20 protein-coding genes are annotated in these 16,536 nt (G+C 63.7%); 6 read left to right on the top strand and 14 right to left on the bottom strand.

Going from position 1 to position 16,536, the window contains the following annotated elements; translation table 11 throughout:
* The first annotated feature begins 3 nt into the window (after positions 1–3).
* Complete coding sequence (locus ACZ5BO_RS29300) at positions 4–522, top strand: acyloxyacyl hydrolase (RefSeq protein WP_025131836.1); 519 nt, start codon at positions 4–6, stop codon at positions 520–522.
* 9 nt (positions 523–531) lie between these two features.
* On the opposite strand, the gene ACZ5BO_RS29295 is transcribed toward ACZ5BO_RS29300, so the two are convergent.
* The 12 genes from ACZ5BO_RS29295 to ACZ5BO_RS29240 form a co-directional block, all read right to left on the bottom strand.
* Positions 532–837 (bottom strand): YkgJ family cysteine cluster protein, encoded by a 306-nt coding sequence (locus ACZ5BO_RS29295; RefSeq protein WP_025131837.1) that lies wholly within the window; start codon positions 835–837, stop codon positions 532–534.
* A gap of 54 nt (positions 838–891) precedes the next feature.
* The gene (locus tag ACZ5BO_RS29290) at positions 892–1,407 is read right to left on the bottom strand and encodes a DUF2878 domain-containing protein (RefSeq protein WP_025131838.1); all 516 of its coding nucleotides are present in this window, start codon (positions 1,405–1,407) and stop codon (positions 892–894) included.
* Positions 1,400–2,671 (bottom strand): class I SAM-dependent methyltransferase, encoded by a 1,272-nt coding sequence (locus ACZ5BO_RS29285; RefSeq protein ID WP_464697213.1) that lies wholly within the window; start codon positions 2,669–2,671, stop codon positions 1,400–1,402. The genes ACZ5BO_RS29290 and ACZ5BO_RS29285 overlap by 8 nt, the downstream gene beginning before the upstream one ends.
* Entirely contained in the window at positions 2,658–3,473 is an 816-nt protein-coding gene (locus ACZ5BO_RS29280) for a DUF1365 domain-containing protein (protein WP_464697212.1), read from the bottom strand. Before ACZ5BO_RS29280 ends, ACZ5BO_RS29285 begins: the two co-directional genes overlap by 14 nt.
* Positions 3,470–4,717, bottom strand: a complete 1,248-nt coding sequence (locus ACZ5BO_RS29275; protein WP_464697211.1) for an NAD(P)/FAD-dependent oxidoreductase — start codon at positions 4,715–4,717, stop codon at positions 3,470–3,472. The genes ACZ5BO_RS29280 and ACZ5BO_RS29275 overlap by 4 nt, the downstream gene beginning before the upstream one ends.
* Positions 4,714–5,484 carry an SDR family NAD(P)-dependent oxidoreductase gene (locus tag ACZ5BO_RS29270; RefSeq protein ID WP_464697210.1) on the bottom strand — a complete coding sequence of 257 codons (771 nt, stop codon included), beginning with the start codon at positions 5,482–5,484 and terminating at the stop codon, positions 4,714–4,716. Before ACZ5BO_RS29270 ends, ACZ5BO_RS29275 begins: the two co-directional genes overlap by 4 nt.
* A complete protein-coding gene (locus ACZ5BO_RS29265; protein WP_025131843.1) occupies positions 5,481–5,906 on the bottom strand; it encodes a nuclear transport factor 2 family protein in 426 nt (141 codons plus the stop codon). Before ACZ5BO_RS29265 ends, ACZ5BO_RS29270 begins: the two co-directional genes overlap by 4 nt.
* Positions 5,899–7,344, bottom strand: a complete 1,446-nt coding sequence (gene phrB / locus ACZ5BO_RS29260) for a deoxyribodipyrimidine photo-lyase (RefSeq protein ID WP_464697209.1) — start codon at positions 7,342–7,344, stop codon at positions 5,899–5,901. Before phrB ends, ACZ5BO_RS29265 begins: the two co-directional genes overlap by 8 nt.
* 14 nt (positions 7,345–7,358) lie before the next feature.
* Complete coding sequence (locus tag ACZ5BO_RS29255; protein ID WP_464697208.1) at positions 7,359–8,291, bottom strand: MerR family transcriptional regulator; 933 nt, start codon at positions 8,289–8,291, stop codon at positions 7,359–7,361.
* Between the two features lie 3 nt (positions 8,292–8,294).
* Positions 8,295–9,245 carry a YbgA family protein gene (locus tag ACZ5BO_RS29250; RefSeq protein WP_464697207.1) on the bottom strand — a complete coding sequence of 317 codons (951 nt, stop codon included), beginning with the start codon at positions 9,243–9,245 and terminating at the stop codon, positions 8,295–8,297.
* Positions 9,246–9,368: 123 nt separating this feature from the next.
* On the bottom strand, positions 9,369–9,584 hold the full coding sequence (locus ACZ5BO_RS29245; RefSeq protein ID WP_025131847.1) for a TIGR02450 family Trp-rich protein: 216 nt from the start codon (positions 9,582–9,584) through the stop codon (positions 9,369–9,371).
* Entirely contained in the window at positions 9,581–10,567 is a 987-nt protein-coding gene (locus tag ACZ5BO_RS29240) for an NAD(P)/FAD-dependent oxidoreductase (RefSeq protein ID WP_025131848.1), read from the bottom strand. The genes ACZ5BO_RS29245 and ACZ5BO_RS29240 overlap by 4 nt, the downstream gene beginning before the upstream one ends.
* 194 nt (positions 10,568–10,761) lie before the next feature.
* On the opposite strand from ACZ5BO_RS29240, the gene ACZ5BO_RS29235 reads away from it, so the two are divergent.
* Together ACZ5BO_RS29235 and hemH are read left to right on the top strand one after the other, a co-directional pair.
* Positions 10,762–11,664, top strand: coding sequence for a TIGR01777 family oxidoreductase (locus ACZ5BO_RS29235; protein ID WP_025131849.1), 903 nt, complete (start codon positions 10,762–10,764; stop codon positions 11,662–11,664).
* 13 nt (positions 11,665–11,677) lie between these two features.
* Positions 11,678–12,700, top strand: a complete 1,023-nt coding sequence (hemH, locus tag ACZ5BO_RS29230; protein ID WP_025131850.1) for a ferrochelatase — start codon at positions 11,678–11,680, stop codon at positions 12,698–12,700.
* An 84-nt stretch (positions 12,701–12,784) separates the two neighbouring features.
* On the opposite strand, the gene ACZ5BO_RS29225 is transcribed toward hemH, so the two are convergent.
* Together ACZ5BO_RS29225 and upp are read right to left on the bottom strand one after the other, a co-directional pair.
* Positions 12,785–14,059 (bottom strand): uracil-xanthine permease family protein, encoded by a 1,275-nt coding sequence (locus tag ACZ5BO_RS29225; protein ID WP_025129403.1) that lies wholly within the window; start codon positions 14,057–14,059, stop codon positions 12,785–12,787.
* Positions 14,060–14,061: 2 nt separating this feature from the next.
* The gene (upp, locus tag ACZ5BO_RS29220; protein WP_025129404.1) at positions 14,062–14,700 is read right to left on the bottom strand and encodes a uracil phosphoribosyltransferase; all 639 of its coding nucleotides are present in this window, start codon (positions 14,698–14,700) and stop codon (positions 14,062–14,064) included.
* Positions 14,701–14,864: 164 nt separating this feature from the next.
* On the opposite strand from upp, the gene ACZ5BO_RS29215 reads away from it, so the two are divergent.
* The 3 genes from ACZ5BO_RS29215 (at position 14,865) to ACZ5BO_RS29205 (ending at position 16,497) form a co-directional block, all read left to right on the top strand.
* Complete coding sequence (locus tag ACZ5BO_RS29215) at positions 14,865–15,422, top strand: hypoxanthine-guanine phosphoribosyltransferase (protein ID WP_025129405.1); 558 nt, start codon at positions 14,865–14,867, stop codon at positions 15,420–15,422.
* A 3-nt stretch (positions 15,423–15,425) separates the two neighbouring features.
* Positions 15,426–15,899: a WbuC family cupin fold metalloprotein gene (locus ACZ5BO_RS29210; RefSeq protein ID WP_464697205.1), complete on the top strand. Its 474-nt coding sequence runs from the start codon at positions 15,426–15,428 to the stop codon at positions 15,897–15,899.
* 112 nt (positions 15,900–16,011) lie between these two features.
* Entirely contained in the window at positions 16,012–16,497 is a 486-nt protein-coding gene (locus tag ACZ5BO_RS29205; protein ID WP_025129407.1) for a hypothetical protein, read from the top strand.
* Positions 16,498–16,536 lie beyond the last annotated feature (39 nt).

The following is a 16,536-nucleotide window of genomic DNA, read 5'->3' as shown; positions in this document are numbered from 1 at the left end:
CTGATGAAGCGATTGTTCTGTCTGGCTGCGCTGGCGGCCGCGTTTTGGGGGCACAGTTTTTCCGCGCAGGCGGCCGGTGTCGAGTTCTCGGTGGGGCAAACCAGCGATTCGACCCAGACCTATCGGCTGGGCATGCAATGGGATTGGGACAAGAGCTGGCTGCAAAGCGATGTCGGTCGGCTGACCGGCTACTGGAGCGGCGCCTACACCTATTGGGATGGCGACAAGAAGTCGAGCAATCACAGCCTGTCGTTCTCGCCGGTGCTGGTCTATGAATTTGCCGGGGCCAGCGTCAAGCCTTACATCGAGGCGGGGATCGGGGTGGCAGCCTTTGCCCACACCGAGGTCGAGGACAACAAGCTGGGTTCATCCTTCCAGTTCGAGGACCGCATCGGTTTCGGCCTGCGTTTCGCCGGTGGGCATGAGGTCGGCATTCGCGCCACTCACTATTCCAACGCCGGCATTCAAACCCCCAACGACGGTGTCGAGAGCTACGCCCTGCATTACACGATGCCGCTGTAAGCCCCTGGCTCAGCGATACGCCGTGGCGATGCCCCGGCGTTCGCTGAGGCAGTCCGCTTCCCCCAGTTCGAACTCCCGGCAAATCAGTGGCCGCAGCTCATAGATGCTGCAGCGCATGCTGTCGCGGTCCAGTGCGGCGCACCAGCCGTCGTCCAGGCGGAGCATGACTTCCCCACCCCAGTCGTCGGTATCGATAAAACGCTCGGGCACCCCGGTGTCGGTGATCAGCATGACTTCCAGCTGGCAGCAGCAGGCGGCGCAGGTCGAGCAACTGATGGCGGGTTCAGGAATGGCGGTGATGGGGATAGTTGTCATAGGCGCGCAGTGTAAGGCAGTGGGCCAGGGCTGTGTGAAAGCCCGGACGGACGCTCAGTCTCCAATGGCCGGCTGCGGCGCTTGTGGCGCCGGCCGCGCAAGCACGTGCAACAGCGGCAGGAGCATGCCCCACAGCAGCCCCAGGCCGACCAGGGTTGGCCCTGTGCCGTAGGCAAAGGTCACCCCGGCCAGCCGGCCGCCGGCGTAATAGGACAGCGGTCCGCATAGGGCGCCCAGGGCACAGGCCAGCCACCAGGGCCGGGCTGTCCAGGCCAGGCAGTGGCGCAGGGTGGTTGCCAGCAGTGCCCACAGCAGCATCAGCCAGAACGGAATCAACAGGCTCACTTGCTGGAACTGGAACACCCCCAACCAGTGCAGGAAACTGTCCAGTGTGATGCCGATCGAGGCGATGCCGACGATCATCCGGCCTTCGTCGGCCCACCTGCCGATCCAGCGCAAATGTGCGATCAGGATCGCCACTGCCAGCAGCAGCCACAGGCTGTCGCCACTGAGCACGCAGATGAACCAGCCCGCTTGGAACAGCAGGGCATTGGCCAGTTGCCTACGCATCGAAGCGGCCCAGCAGTGGCTGCGGCGCCGCTGCGGGCTTGGCCAGCAGCAGTTGCGCGGTGCCGATGGTGCGTTCCAGGAAACCGCCCTCGCAGTAGCACAGGTAGAACTCCCACAACCGCAGGAAGTACTCGTCATAGCCCAGTTCGCTCAGGCGTCCGTGGGCGCGGCGGAAGTTCTCGTGCCACAGGCGCAGGGTGCGGGCGTAGTGCAGGCCGAAATCTTCCATGTGCAGCAGGTTCATGTCGGTGTCGCGGCTGACCACCTCAAGCATCTTCTGCACACAGGGCAGGGCACCGCCGGGGAAAATGTAGCGCTGGATGAAGTCCACGCCCTTCTTCGCCTGTTCATAGCGCTGGTCGCGAATGGTGATGGCCTGCAGGAGCATCAGCCCGTTGTTTTTCAACAGCTGCGCACATTGCTTGAAGTAGGTGGGCAGGAAGCGATGGCCCACAGCCTCGATCATTTCGATGGACACCAGCTTGTCGTACTGCCCGGTGAGGTCGCGGTAATCCTCCAGCAACAGGGTGACTCGATCCTGCAGGCCGGCGGCTTCGATGCGTTGCCGGGTGAAGGCGAACTGCTCCCTGGACAGGGTCGTGGTGGTCACTCGGCAGCCATAGTGTTGGGCGGCATACAGGGCCATGCTGCCCCAGCCGGTACCGATCTCCAGCAGGTGGTCGTCGGGTTGCAGGGCGAGTTTCTGGCAGATGCGCTGCAGCTTGTTCAACTGAGCCTGTTCCAGGCTGTCGCTGTCGCTGCGAAACTGCGCGGCGGAATACATCATGGTGGGGTCGAGGAACTGCTCGAACAGCTCGTTGCCGAGGTCATAGTGGGCGGCAATGTTTTTCTGCGAACCCTTGCGGGTATTGCGGTTGAGCCAGTGCAGGCCGCGGATCAGCGGCCGGCCGATGTTCGCCAGGCCACCTTCCATCGCATCCAGCACCTCCAGGTTGCTGACGAATACGCGAACCACGGCGGTCAGGTCCGAGGTGCTCCAGTAACCGTGGATAAAGGCCTCGCCGGCACCGATCGAGCCGCTGCTGGCCACCAGGCCCCAGGCGCTGCTGTCGTGGATGTGGATCTCCCCGAGCAGGGTTGCGCCGCTGCTGCCGAAGACCAGGCGTTCGCCGTCTTCGAAGATCACCAGTTGCCCGTGGCGCAGTTGTGCCAGTTGCCGCAGCACGCCACGGCGCAGCAGGCTGGCGGTCAGGCTGTGGGTGCTCAACAGCGTGGTTTTGGCCGAGACGCTAGAGGATTTCATGGGGGCGATCCTTGGGTTGAACAGCGGCTGTGCGACAGGCCCCGTCAGCGGCCTCATGGGGGACAAACTCGATGCCCTTGCCGGCCAGGCGCAGGGCTTGCCAGTAGATCGCCAGGCAGGTCTTGGCGGTCATCCATGGAAACCGCAGCAGGTAGCGATGCAGGCTGCGCCGATCCAGGGGCTGGCGTTGCAGATTGAGGGTGGCGTCGAATACCTTGAGCTCGCCCTGCCAGTCGGCCATGTGCACGCCGAGTCGGTCGGCGGGCGGGCTGAAGCTCATGCGGTATTGCAGGTCCCGGGGCAGGAACGGTGAGACATGGAAGGCTTTGGCCACGGCGAAATGCTGGTGCTCTGCCGCCTCGGCGCTACCGGGGCGGGCCGGCAGCACATAGTGATAACGCTCGCGCCAGGGGGTGTTGGTGACCTCGCAGAGAATCGCCGCCAGTTGCCCATTGGCCTCGAAGCAATAGAAAAAACTCACCGGGTTGAACGCCAGGCCCCAGCTGCGCACCTGGGTCAACAGGCGCACTGCGCCGCTCGGCGCATGGCCGATGGCTGCTGCCACTTGCTGGCGCACGGCATCGATCAGGCGCATGCCCTGGCCGGTGAAGCTGGTCAGGTAGTCGCTTTCCCGGAAGGCGAACGGTGCGAAGCGGCTCTGCCCGGCCAGGGGTGAAAGCCCCAGCACGGCTTGTTGTTCGTCCAGGTCCAGGTACAGCAGGCCGATGCGATAGCGAAAGGCGTGGCCCTTGGGCACAAAGCGCCGGTGGCTGATCCAGCCGCTGTACAGGGCACTGTTCACAATTGCTCCCCAAAGGCCTGGGCCACTCGCAGGGCGCTGACCACCCCATCCTCATGAAAACCATTGGCCCAATAGGCACCGCAATAGAAGCTGTGCTGGGCGCCTTGCAGTTCGCCCCAGCGAGCCTGGGCCGCCACGGCCTGGAGGCTGTATTGCGGATGGGCGTAGCTGAAGCGGGCGAGGATCTTCGACGGTTCGATGGCCGCGGTCTGGTTGAGGCTGACGCAGAAGGTGGTGGCGCTCTGCAGCCCCTGGAGAATGTTCATGTCGTAGGTCACCGCAGCAGCGTTCTCGGCGCTGGCGTCGAGGCGGTAGTTCCAGCTGGCCCAGGCCAGGGGGCTGCGGGGCAGCAGCCGGGTGTCGGTGTGCAGCACCACCTCGTTGTCGGCGTAGGGCAGGGCCTGGAGTATCTCCCGTTCGGCGCGGCTTGGGCTGGCCAGCAGACGCAGCGCCTGGTCGCTGTGGCAGGCGAATACCACCTTGTCGAAACGCTCGCTGCCCGCGGCACTGTGGATCACCACCCCCAGCTCGTCGCGCTCGACCCGCAGCACCGGGCAGTCGAGGCGGATGTGCTGCTGGAACGAGGCGGTCAGCGGCTCTATGTAGCGGCTGGAGCCGCCTTCGATCACGCACCACTGAGGGTGGTTGCTGACTGACAGCAGGCCGTGGTTCTTGAAGAAACGCACGAAGAATTGCAGGGGGAAGCCGAGCATCTGCCCTCGGGACATCGACCAGATTGCCGAGCCCATGGGCACGATGTAGTGCTGGATGAAGCGTTCACCGTAGCCCTGGTCTTTCAGGTAGCCGCCCAGGGTGGTATCAGCGGCGATCCGCTGGTGCTGCAGATCGCGCAGGGCACCTCGGTTGAAGCGCAGGATGTCTCGCAGCATGCCCCAGAACCCCGGTGACAGCAGGTTGCGGCGCTGGGCGAACAGGCTGTTGAGGTTGTTGCCGTTGTACTCCAGGCCCGTGGCAGGGTCGCAGACCGAGAAGCTCATCTCGGTGGGTTTGAACCTGACCCCGATCTGCCCCAGCAGGCGCATGAAGTTGGGGTAGGTCCAGTCGTTGAAGACAATGAAGCCGGTGTCCAGCGCATGAGTTTCGCCGTTCAGGGTCACGTCGACGGTATGGGTGTGGCCGCCGATCCAGCTGCCGGCTTCGTACACACGGATGTCGTGGCGGCGATCGAGCAGGTAGGCGCAGGTCAGGCCGGCAATGCCGCTGCCGATGATGGCGATTTTCATGCGGTGTCCCCCGTGCGGGCCAAGCGTTTGCCAATGGCCAATTGCAGCCGGCCGGGCAGCCAGGCCAGGAACTTGAGGCCGATGATGAACGGGGTGGGGAAGGCAATCTCCAGCGGCCGTCGCGGCAGGCGTTGGTGAATGTGCCGGGCGGCCTTGCCGGCGGGCCAGCGCAGGGGCATGGGAAAGTCGTTGCCCGCGGTCAGCGGGGTGTCGACGAAACCCGGGCTGACCAGGGTGACATCGATGCCCTCGGCGGCCAGGTCGATGCGCAGGGATTGCAGCAGGTAGCGCAAAGCCGCCTTGGAGGCACCGTAGGCGCCGGCGCGGGGCAATGGCCAGTAGGTCACCGAGCTGGCGACAGCCACCAGGTGCGGATGGTTGCCGGATCGCAACAGCCCTAGCGCGGCTTCGATGCAGTAGGCGGCGGACAGCAGGTTGGTGCTCAGCACCCGCTCGACCAGGGCGGCGTCGAACTGCCGCACGTCGATGTATTCACAGGTTCCGGCGTTGAGGATCACGGTGTCCAGGGCGCCCCAGGCCTGGGCGATGCGCTTGCCGATCTCGCGCACCTGCAAGGCGTCGCAAAGATCGCCGGGCACCACCAGCACGCGCCCCGGGTAACGCAGGGCCAGCGCATCCAGCGGCTCGCGGGAGCGAGCGCTGACGGCAACCTGGGCGCCGGACTTGAGCAGTTCTTCGGCCAGGGCCGCACCGATGCCGCTGCTGGCGCCGGTGAGCCAGACCCGGCGAGGAAGTATCGAGTTCATCCGAGCCTCCTTTTCAGCCAGGCGATGACCGAACCCAGGATGGGCACTTGTTCGTAGAGCAGGGCACCGGCGTCGAAGTAGTCGCGGTGGCGGTAGACCCTGCCCTCACGCCAGTGCAGGTACGAACAGCCCTGCACCCGGATCGACCGGCCACCGTTGAGGCGCGGATGGCGGTAGTTCAGGGTCCAGCGCAGGTAGCCCTGGCCCTCGCCGCAGGTGTCGGCGCCGTGGAAGTCGAAGCGCACCTCGCTGAGGTTGGCGTACAGCTGGGCAAAATAGTCGTGCAGGCGCGCCAGCCCGTGGATCTCATGCAGCGGATCGCAGAACTGGATATCAGCACTGTAGAGTTGCTCCAGGCGGTTCAGGTTGTGGCGGTCCAGGCTGGCAAACTCCCGGGCGAAGCACTCGAGGAAGTCAGGCATGGGCCCCTCCCGCGTCCTGGCGTGCAGGCAGAGCCTTGAAGGCGGCCAGGGCGCGCTCGCGGGACATCGGCAGGTTGACCATGGGCGCTGGATAATCGGCGATGCCGAACAGCCCGCCCATGGCGGCGGGGTTGTGGATATCTTTTTTGCTGAGCCCCGCCAGCTGTGGCAGCCAGTGCTTGATGAAGCGCCCTTCGCTGTCGAACTTCTCCGATTGGCTCACGGGGTTGAAGATGCGGAAGTACGGTGCCGAGTCGGTGCCGGTGGAGGCGCTCCATTGCCAGCCGCCGTTGTTCGCCGCCAGGTCGCCGTCGATCAGGTGGCGCATGAAGAAGCGCTCGCCCTCGCGCCAATCGATCAGCAGGTTCTTGGTCAGGAACATTGCCACGATCATCCGCAGACGGTTGTGCATCCAGCCGGTTTCCAGCAATTGGCGCATGGCTGCGTCGATGATCGGCAGGCCGGTGCGAGCCTCCTGCCAGGCCGCCAGCTCCTCGGGGGCGTTGCGCCAGGCCAGCGCCTCGGTGTGCGCGCGGAAGGCCCGATGCCGGGAAACCCTTGGGTAGCCCACCAGGATATGTTTGTAGAACTCGCGCCAGAGCAGCTCGTTGATCCAGGTGACGGCGCCGGGATTGCCGCTTTCGAACTCTCCCTGGTTGCAGCGCAAGGCCGCGTGCAGGCACTGGCGCGGCGAAATCATCCCGGCAGCGAGGTAGGGCGAAAGCTGGCTGGTGCCGGGCTTGGCCGGGAAGTCGCGTTCGCTCTGGTAATAGGCGATCTGTTCGTCGGTGAACTGTTCGAGGCGTCTTCGGGCTTCATCCTCGCCGGCCGGCCACAGTTCCCTCAGCGCCTGGCTGGGGCAAGGGAAACCGTCGATGTGACGAGGCAGTGGATCTGCGTTGAGCGACAGCGGCAACTGCGCCTTGGGCGCGCTCACCAGGGCCGGCAAGGCGGTATTCAGGCGGCTGTAGCAGACCTTGCGGAACTGGCTGAAGACCTGGAAGTAGCCACCGCTGCCGGTCAGCACGCTGCCGGGTTGGAACAGCAGTTGATCGAGGTAGCCCTGGACACTCACGCCGGCTGCTTCCAGGGCTTGGGTCACGGCCGTGTCGCGGCGGCTCTCGTGGATGCCGTACTCCTGATTGAAGTGCAGCGTGCGCACCCCCAGTTGTGCGCACAGTTCCAGCAGGACCCTGGGCGCCTGGTCCCACGTGGTGGCGCTGCGAATCAGCAGCGGTATGTTCAGTTGGCCCAGGGCTGCGCTCAAGGGTTGCAGGGCGCGCAGCCAGAAGTCGACCTTGCACGGTGCGTCGTCATGGGCCTGCCACTGCTCCGGGCTCAGCAGGTACACCGCCACGGTCGGGCCTCGTTGTGCGGCGGCGCTCAGGGCGGTGTTGTCATGTAGGCGCAGGTCGCTGCGCAGCCAGATCAATTGCATGCTGATTCCCGGATTTAGAAGAGTCCTCGCTGAAGCAGCGCCTGGCAGGCCGAGATCGGGTCCTGGGCCAGGTACAGATCAGCGATTTCAGTGATACATACGGACCACTCGGCAGGCTGGATGCATACCGCGGGTCCGACGATGAATTTTTTGCAGGCAATGCCATTCAGCAGCCTGGGCAGCTGTGCAGGGTTCAGGGCTTTGCTGGAATACAGCAGCAGGCCCCTGGGTTGCAGGCGCTCGGTGGCCAGCAGCAGCTCGGCGCCGGGCAGTGGCCAGTCGAAGACCTCCACCGGGCAGTCGGCGCTGCTGGCCAGCCAGGCGGTCAGCCAGAGGTGGGGTTCCAGGGGCAGGTCCGACTGGTTGACCAGCAGCAGCGGGGGACCCTGCAACTGGCGGTTGTTGTGGTAGATCCGCGCACCGAGCTTGCTGCGCAGCCAGGAATAGAAGAACACCTGCTCCATCTGGCTGCCGAACTGGCCCTGCCAGTGCCGCTCCAGTTCTGCCAGCAATGGCATCAGCAGGTGTTCGCACAAGGTGCGTGGCGGGTACAGCGCCATGGCCTGGTTGAAGGTGTCGTCGACCTTGCGTTCCGCCAACTGGCTGATGGCCTGGCGCAGGGCCTGGCGCAGTCGCTGCCAGTCATTCTCGACCGGTATGCTGCCCTTCGGGGCGCTGCCCAGCAGGTGCTTGACCTGGCTCACCGCAACGCCGCGGTTGAGCCAGGTGAGGATGGCCAGCACCTGCTGCACCTGTTCCGGGGAATACAGGCGATGGCCCTTGGGCGTACGCAGCGGCACGATCAGGCCGTAGCGACGTTCCCAGGCTCGCAGGGTGACGGCGTTGACCCCGGTCTGGCGAGCCACTTCACGAATCGGCAGCCAGCCTTCGTCCAGGGAGTGCTGGTACTGGGCGTTGGGCTCGACTTGGGGGGCGGGCTGTTGCATGGCTCAGATCCCGTTGCGCAGGCTGAGGCTTTCCGGGTGGGGCTGCAGATACAACTGCTGGGCGATATAGGGATCGGGGTGCTGGCGGAAGTGGTGCTTGAGCAGGGTCAGCGGCACGACCAGCGGCACCACGCCGGTGCGGTACTGGCTGATGAGATGCTGCATTTCCTGCTTGTCTTCGGCGGTGATGGCCTGCTTGAGGTAACCGCAGAGGTGCTGCAGCACATTGCTGTGGGTGCCGCGGGTCGCGCATTGGCTCAGGGCCGCCATCAGCTCGCGAAAATACTGCGGGCCGATCAGCGCCGGGTCGCCTTTGCCCATGCTGCCCAGCAGATGGCCCAGGGTCTTGTACTGCAGCGGATGATGGGCCATCAGCAGGTACTTGCAGCGCGAGTGAAAGTCGGTCAGGCCGCGGCGGCTCAGGCCTTCCTTGAGCAGGGCCTGCCAGTCGCGATAGATGTACACCCGGGTCAGGAAGTTTTCCCGCAGTACCGGGTCGTTCAGGCGCCCGGCCTCTTCTACCGGCAGTTCTGGATGGCGCTCGCAGATTGCCTGGGCGTAGATGCCCCGACCGCCGTTTCGATGGGCCATACCGTTGGCTTCATAGACCTTGACCCGTTCCAGGCCGCAGGATGGCGAATTCTGCATGAAGATGTAGCCGCAGATATCGTCCAGTTGCGCGGCCATGCGTTTGCCGTATTCCGCCAGGGCAAGGGTGACATCCAGGGTATTGTCCCGCGTGCCGGTGGCCCGGGGTTGCCGAGGATCGCCCACCAGGCGAATGGGTTCGCGGGGTGTGCCCAGGCCAATGGCGACTTCCGGGCACAGTGGCACGAAGTCGAAGTGTTCGCTCAATACCCGGCTGCACAGGCGGGACTCTTTATGCCCACCGTTGTAGCGGACCTCGGCGCCCATCAGGCAGGCGCTGATGGCAATCTTCGGCTGGGTGGGCATGATTCGACCTCCGGGGGGTGGCTATACAAAAAATAAAACCTGTACAACTTTTCGTCATCATAGGATTAAAGTTGTACAAGTCAAATTGTTTGTATAGCTATTTCCCTCGGCAGGTGCGCCGGCCTACTGCCAGCCCATTCGCCAGTCGCTGTCGTTCTGCAGGTCTTGCCAGCTCATGCGCTGGCAACGTCGGGTCAGTACCGCCTGCAGTTCGATGTCCAGCACTATGCCTTGCTCATCATGGAACAGTTGGCTGACCAGGAAGTGTTTCTCGCGGTGTTGCGGGCGGGCTGCTGTCCACTTCGACAGCAGCAGTTTGCGCGGGTTGATGCGATTCACTGCAGGCTCTCGTGCAGACGACGCGCAGCCTCCTGCCCGCTGAGCCAGGCACCTTCGACCCGTCCGGACAGGCACCAGTCGCCGCACACGTACAGGCCCAGGTCAGCATCGGCCAGGGCGCCCCATTCGTGGCTGGTGGCCGGGCGGGCATAGAGCCAGCGGTGGGCCAGGCTGAAGGCGGGGGCAGGCATGCTGCTGTGCAGCAACTCGGCAAAGGCACCGTGCAATTGCTCGGTCACGGCCTCTTTGGACAGGTCGATGTGCTGTCGGCTCCAGGTGCTGGTGGCGTGCAGGATCCAGGTATCGAGTTGGCTATCGCGCCCTGGTTTGCTGCGGTTGCGGGCCAGCCAGTCCAGGGGGCTGTCCTGGACGAAGCAGCCTTCCATCGGGGTTTCCAGGGGCGTCTCGAAGGCCAGGGCCACGGCCCAGGTCGGGTCCATTTTCACCCCCGCGGCCACCCCGGCGAGCTTCGGCGCGGCGGCCAGCAGGGCAGTGGCCTGGGGCGCCGGTGTGGCGATGACCACATGGCTGAATGGGCCGTGGGTGAAGCCTTCGGCGTCCTGCAGGTGCCAGTGCTGTTCGCCACGGAAGACTTCGGTGATGCGGCAGGCAAAGTGCACTTCCAGATCGCCGATCAGGGCGCGGGTGATGGCGCTCATGCGTGGCGTGCCGACCCAGCGGGTCTGTTCATCCGGTGAGGGGCTGAGCTGGCCGCCATGGGAGTTGTAGAGCTGTGGCGCCCATTCGGCGACCCAGCCCTTGGCTTGCCAGCGTTGGACTTCGGTGACAAAGCGGCGATCGCGAGCGGTAAAATACTGGGCTCCCAGGTCCAGGCTGCCGGCATCGCTGCGTTTGCTCGACATGCGCCCGCCGCTGCCATGGCTTTTGTCGAAGAGTTCAACGGGATGCCCGGCATCTCGCAGCGCCTGGGCGGCTGAGAGTCCGGCGATGCCGGTACCAATGATTGCAATGGGTACTGTCATAGGGGCCTCGTTTACCTTTCTGTACAGATTACGTCGCCGCCAAAACCTGTACAATATTGTTTTTTGGTATAGCTTTCGGCGTCATCGGTTTGGCAGGTTGTCTATCGTTAAAACACAGCCTGTCCGATTGAAAAGATCCCTGCTTATAAAAATAGACTAGTGATTCGGGTTAAACGCCACGCGAGGAAGATGTCATGCATATATTGCTGACCGGCGGTACTGGTTTGATCGGGCGTGCTCTGTGTCATCACTGGCAGGCGCAAGGTCATCAGTTGAGTGTATGGACTCGCCAACCCGAAAAAGTGGCCGGCTTGTGCGGTCCCCAGGTACGGGCAATCAAAGAGCTGCAAGAGCTGGACCAGACTCCGGTGGATGCGGTGGTCAACCTGGCCGGGGCACCGATTGCCGATCGGCCCTGGACCCATAAGCGCAAGGCGCTGTTGTGGAACAGCCGCGTTGCCCTGACTGAAACCCTGCTGGCCTGGATGGAAAGTCGTGAACACAAGCCCCGGGTGCTGGTGTCGGGGTCGGCAGTCGGCTGGTACGGCGATGGTGGAGAGCGAGAGCTGAGCGAGGACTCGCCGCCGGTCAGCGAGGACTTTGCCAGCCAGCTGTGCATTGCCTGGGAGGAAACCGCCCTGCGCGCCGAGTCCATGGGTGTGCGTGTGGTACTGGTGCGCACCGGTTTGGTGCTGTCCGCCGAGGGCGGCTTTTTGTCGCGCCTGCTGCTGCCATTCAAGCTGGGGCTGGGTGGCCCGATTGGTAACGGTCGCCAGTGGATGCCATGGATTCATATCAAGGATCAAATAGCCCTGATTGATTTTCTTGTGCATCAGGATGAGGCGCGGGGTCCTTATAATGCCTGCGCGCCAAAACCGGTGCGCAATCGCGAGTTTGCCAAGAGCCTGGGGCGGGTCCTGCATCGACCGGCCCTGTTGCCACTGCCCGGCTTTGTCTTGCGCCTGGCCCTGGGCGAGTTGTCGGTGCTGCTGCTGGGTGGCCAGCGGGCGGTTCCCGCTCGATTGCTGGAGTCGGGTTTCACTTTCCAGTTCACTGATTTGCCTGCGGCCCTGGACGATGTGTCCCGCCGCCCCTGAAATAGGACGTTGCATGACCGATCACGCGTTGCTCCTGGTCAACCTGGGCTCGCCGGCCTCCACCTCGGTGGCGGATGTGCGCAGCTACCTCAATCAGTTCCTCATGGACCCTTATGTGATCGACCTGCCCTGGCCGGTGCGGCGCTTGCTGGTGTCGCTGATCCTGATCAAGCGGCCGGAGCAATCGGCCCATGCCTATGCGTCGATCTGGTGGGAGGAGGGCTCGCCGCTGGTGGTGCTCAGCCGTCGCCTGCAGCAGGTGATGAGTGCGCAGTGGCAGCAGGGACCGGTGGAGTTGGCGATGCGCTACGGCGAGCCCTCGATCGAGTCGGCGTTGCTGAAGCTGACGGCCCAGGGACTGCGTAAAATCACCCTGGCGCCGCTCTATCCGCAGTTTGCCGACAGCACGGTGACCACGGTGGTCGAAGAGGCTCGGCGGGTGGTACGCGAGCACCAACTGGATGTGCAGCTCAGTGTGTTGCAACCCTTCTACGATCAACCCGAGTACATCGAAGCCCTGGTGGCCAGCGCCAGGCCACACTTGCAGCAGTCCTTCGATCACCTGCTGCTGAGCTTCCACGGCCTGCCCGAGCGGCACCTGCTGAAGCTCAATCCGGGACATCGCCTGGATGGTGCGGGGGATTGCTGCGAGGGATCGTCGCCCGAGGTGCTCGCCAACTGCTATCGCGGCCAGTGCTTCCAGACGGCCAAGGCCTTTGCCCGGCAGATGGGGCTGGCCGACGGCCAATGGTCGGTGTCGTTCCAGTCACGGCTGGGCCGTGCCAAATGGATCGAGCCCTACACCGAGGCGCGGCTTGAAGAATTGGCCAAGCAAGGGGTGAAGAAGATCCTGGTGATGTGCCCGGCGTTCGTTGCCGATTGCATTGAAACCCTGGAAGAGATCGGTGATCGCGGTCGCGAGCAGTTCCGCGAGGCCGGGGGTGAGGAGTTGCTGTTGATCCCCTGTCTGAATGACGACCCGCAATGGGCCAAGGCCCTGAACACTCTGTGCGAGCGCGCGCCCCTGGCGCTGTAAACGACATCGCCGGCCTGCCGGCTCCTGCGGTTACGAGGCAGGAGCCGGCAGGCCGGCGATGCGGTATCGAGCCTTGAGTGAAACCTAGATCAGCGGCTCATCGCCTTTCTTGTTCTTCCAACCGTCATTGCCGGGCAGGATCAGGTTCAGGCCGATGGCGACCACGGCGCACAGGGCAATGCCCTTGAGGCCGAAATCATCCGGGCCAGTCCCGGTTCCCACCAGAACCCCGCCAATACCGAATACCAGGGTCACCGAGACGATCACCAGGTTGCGGGCTTCGCCCAGGTCGATCTTGTGCCGGATCAGGGTGTTCATCCCCACCGCGGCAATCGATCCGAACAACAGGCAGAGAATCCCGCCCATCACTGGTACCGGGATGCTTTGCAGCAGGGCGCCGAACTTGCCGATGAACGCCAGGGTAATGGCGAAGACCGCCGCCCAGGTCATGATCTTCGGGTTGTAGTTCTTGGTCAGCATCACCGCGCCGGTCACTTCGGCGTAGGTGGTGTTGGGCGGGCCGCCGAACAGGCCGGCAGCGGTAGTCGCCACGCCGTCACCAAGCAGGGTGCGGTGCAGTCCGGGCTTCTTCAGGTAGTCGCGACCGGTCACGCTGCCCACGGCGATCACGCCGCCGATGTGCTCGATGGCCGGTGCCAGGGCGACCGGGACAATGAACAGGATCGCCTGCCAGTTGAACTCCGGTGCAGTGAAGTGCGGCAACGCCAGCCAGGGCGCAGCGGCGATCTTCGCGGTGTCGACCACGCCGAAATAGAACGACAGGGCAAAGCCCACCAGCACGCCGGAGATGATCGGCACCAGGCGGAAGATGCCCTTGCCGAAGACCGCGACGATCAGGGTGGTGAGCAGCGCCGGCATCGAGATCATCATCGCCGTCTGGTAATGGATCAACTCGCTGCCATCACCGGCCTTGCCCATCGCCATGTTGGCGGCGATCGGGGCCATGGCCAGACCGATGGAGATGATCACCGGGCCGATGACCACTGGCGGCAGCAGGCGGTCGATGAAACCGGTGCCCTTGATCTTCACTGCCAGGCCCAGAAAGGTATAGACGAAGCCCGCCGCCATCACTCCGCCCATGGTCGCCGCGAGGCCGAACTGGCCTTTGGCGAGAATGATCGGGGTGATGAAGGCAAAGCTCGAAGCCAGAAACACCGGAACCTGACGTCCGGTCACGATCTGGAACAACAGAGTTCCCAGGCCCGCCGTGAACAGCGCCACGTTGGGGTCGAGACCGGTAATCAGCGGCATCAACACCAGGGCGCCAAAGGCCACGAAAAGCATCTGGGCGCCGGACAGTATCTGGCGCCAGAGCGGATCGTTGAACTCGTCCTGCATGATCAGGAGTCCTTCTGCTTGGTGCCGAAGATCTTGTCACCGGCATCACCCAGGCCTGGAATGATGTAGCCATGCTCGTTGAGTTTCTGATCGATGGACGCGGTGTAGATGGTCACGTCCGGGTGGGCCTGCTCGACGGCGGCGATGCCTTCGGGGGCGGCGACCAGGACCATGGCGCGGATATCGCGGCAGCCGGCTTTCTTCAGCAGGTCGATGGTGGCGACCATGGAGCTGCCAGTGGCCAGCATCGGGTCGATGATCATCGCCAGGCGTTCGTTGATTTCCGGAACCAGTTTCTCCAGGTAGGTGTGGGCCTGCAGGGTTTCCTCGTTGCGGGCCACGCCCACGGCGCTGACCTTGGCGCCCGGGATCAGGCTCAGCACGCCTTCGAGCATGCCAATACCGGCACGCAGGATCGGTACCACGGTAATCTTCTTGCCAGCGATCTTCTCGACCTGGACAGGGCCGCACCAGCCTGGAATCTCATAGCTTTCCAGGGGCAGGTCTTTGGTGGCTTCGTACGTCAACAGGGCACCGACTTCCTGAGCAAGCTCGCGAAAATTCTTCGTGCTAATGTCTGCGCGGCGCATAAGGCCAAGTTTGTGTCGGATCAGCGGATGGCGGATCTCACGGATGGGCATAGGGAAAGGCTCCGGCGGCGGGCAAAAAAACCGGCCTAGATTAATCTATCCGGGGTTGTTGTCCTATAGACATAAAGTACGTTAGTCCAGAAACGCTTGATCTGGCCCTGCGGGATGCGTACCTTTGCCCGCTTTTCCGAAACTGCCACCCCTTGGAGAGCGCCATGTCCGCTGATCTCGAGCATATCCGTCAAATCATGCGCGAGGCTGACTGCCTGTACACCGAAGCTGAAGTCGAGGCGGCCATCGCCCGGGTCGGTGCACAAATCACTGAAGAACTGGCTGAGCGCAATCCAGTGGTGTTCTGCGTCATGAACGGCGGCCTGATCTTCGCGGGCAAGCTGCTGACCCACCTGCGGTTTCCCCTGGAAGCCTCGTACCTGCACGCGACTCGCTATCGCAATGAAACCAGCGGCGGCGAGCTGTTCTGGAAATCCAAGCCGGAAGTGTCCTTTATTGATCGCGATGTGCTGATCATCGACGACATCCTCGATGAAGGTCACACCCTTGGCGCGATCATCGATTTCTGCAAGCACGCCGGTGCCCGTGCCGTTCACACCGCAGTGCTGATCGACAAGGATCACGACCGCAAGGCCCGTCCTGACCTGAAGGCCAACTACATGGGCCTGCCTTGTGTCGACCGGTATGTTTTCGGCTACGGCATGGACTACAAGGGCTACTGGCGCAACGCCGCCGGCATCTACGCCGTGAAGGGCATGTAAGACATGTCCGAGCCGAGCTTTCTCGATCAAGCGTTGTTCAATGAACTGGCCGAGAAAGCTGCGGCCAATCCCCGTGGCCGTCAGCACCATAACTTCCATGCCATGGAAGAGCCTTGCCACCGCATGGCGGTGGGCCTGCAACCCTCGACTTATGTGCCTCCGCATCGCCACCTGAGCGCCGACAAGGCCGAGACCCTGCTGGTCCTCAAGGGGCGGCTGGGTGTGCTGATTTTCGATGAGGCGGGCCAGGTGCTGGGCAAGCGGGTATTGCAGGCCGGTGGCGACTGCGTGGGGGTGGACCTGCCGGCCGGGGTGTTCCATGGCCTGGTGGTGCTGGAACCCGACAGCCTGATGTTCGAGTGCAAGGCCGGGCCTTATCGTCCGGTGGGTGAGGGCGAGCAGGCCGGTTGGGCGCCGCGCGAAGGCGAGCCCGGCGTGGCCGAGTATCACGCCTGGATGCGCGCCCAGTTCGACTGACTTCCCGGCTCGCTGTTTGGCGCTGCAGCCTGCCGCGATCGCGTGAGGCTGTGGTGGAAGATTTGCTGCAAAAACCCGTGCTAGAGTGCTCGGCCCTTGTCTGGAGCCTGTCATGAGCCTGTTGATTCGCAGTAGCGCGGTCCTTCTTCTGAGCTTGAGCCTGCCCCTGGCAGCCGCTCCGGCCCCCTTGCATGGGCAGTTCCTGCCTCCAGACGACCTGACCCTGCGTGACGCGGTCCCTGAGCAGCAGCAGTTGCTGCAGGTTACCGAGTATTCCGTGGTGATCGGCAGCCAGCGCCAGTCCAACCAGCAGCCGATTCCCGTGACCTCGCCGGTATGGGTGCGGCTCAAGGGCAAGCCGCTGAACAAGGGCGCCACCATCAGCCAGGTGCTGGTGAATTTCGACGGTGAAAGCAAAAGCCTGAAAAAGCCGCAATACGACGCCAAGAGTCGGACCCTGACCCTGTACTACCCCCTGGCTCAATACCGGGCGGTGATGGACCTGCTGCGCAACGACACCGTGTATTGCCAGTTCCTCAGCTACGCCAACGGCCATATCTGGGCCGACTTGCACACCGGCAGCGTGCGTCCGCGTTGAGGCAGGATGCGGCCTGAGGGTAAACTGCCCGCCCGTGAA

It is taken from the genome of Pseudomonas sp. FFPRI_1 (genome assembly GCF_055384485.1).
Note: the sequence above shows the minus strand (reverse complement) of the source record. Positions and strands in the feature narration are given on the sequence as shown.

Coding starts and splice junctions, on each gene's coding strand:
- ACZ5BO_RS29300 (WP_025131836.1), top strand. CDS start 4: ATGAAGCGATTGTTCTGTCTGGCTGCGCTGGCGGCCGCGTTTTGGGGG.
- ACZ5BO_RS29295 (WP_025131837.1), bottom strand. CDS start 837: ATGACAACTATCCCCATCACCGCCATTCCTGAACCCGCCATCAGTTGC.
- ACZ5BO_RS29290 (WP_025131838.1), bottom strand. CDS start 1,407: ATGCGTAGGCAACTGGCCAATGCCCTGCTGTTCCAAGCGGGCTGGTTC.
- ACZ5BO_RS29285 (WP_464697213.1), bottom strand. CDS start 2,671: ATGAAATCCTCTAGCGTCTCGGCCAAAACCACGCTGTTGAGCACCCAC.
- ACZ5BO_RS29275 (WP_464697211.1), bottom strand. CDS start 4,717: ATGAAAATCGCCATCATCGGCAGCGGCATTGCCGGCCTGACCTGCGCC.
- ACZ5BO_RS29270 (WP_464697210.1), bottom strand. CDS start 5,484: ATGAACTCGATACTTCCTCGCCGGGTCTGGCTCACCGGCGCCAGCAGC.
- ACZ5BO_RS29265 (WP_025131843.1), bottom strand. CDS start 5,906: ATGCCTGACTTCCTCGAGTGCTTCGCCCGGGAGTTTGCCAGCCTGGAC.
- phrB (WP_464697209.1), bottom strand. CDS start 7,344: ATGCAATTGATCTGGCTGCGCAGCGACCTGCGCCTACATGACAACACC.
- ACZ5BO_RS29255 (WP_464697208.1), bottom strand. CDS start 8,291: ATGCAACAGCCCGCCCCCCAAGTCGAGCCCAACGCCCAGTACCAGCAC.
- ACZ5BO_RS29250 (WP_464697207.1), bottom strand. CDS start 9,245: ATGCCCACCCAGCCGAAGATTGCCATCAGCGCCTGCCTGATGGGCGCC.
- ACZ5BO_RS29240 (WP_025131848.1), bottom strand. CDS start 10,567: ATGACAGTACCCATTGCAATCATTGGTACCGGCATCGCCGGACTCTCA.
- ACZ5BO_RS29235 (WP_025131849.1), top strand. CDS start 10,762: ATGCATATATTGCTGACCGGCGGTACTGGTTTGATCGGGCGTGCTCTG.
- hemH (WP_025131850.1), top strand. CDS start 11,678: ATGACCGATCACGCGTTGCTCCTGGTCAACCTGGGCTCGCCGGCCTCC.
- ACZ5BO_RS29225 (WP_025129403.1), bottom strand. CDS start 14,059: ATGCAGGACGAGTTCAACGATCCGCTCTGGCGCCAGATACTGTCCGGC.
- upp (WP_025129404.1), bottom strand. CDS start 14,700: ATGCCCATCCGTGAGATCCGCCATCCGCTGATCCGACACAAACTTGGC.
- ACZ5BO_RS29215 (WP_025129405.1), top strand. CDS start 14,865: ATGTCCGCTGATCTCGAGCATATCCGTCAAATCATGCGCGAGGCTGAC.
- ACZ5BO_RS29210 (WP_464697205.1), top strand. CDS start 15,426: ATGTCCGAGCCGAGCTTTCTCGATCAAGCGTTGTTCAATGAACTGGCC.
- ACZ5BO_RS29205 (WP_025129407.1), top strand. CDS start 16,012: ATGAGCCTGTTGATTCGCAGTAGCGCGGTCCTTCTTCTGAGCTTGAGC.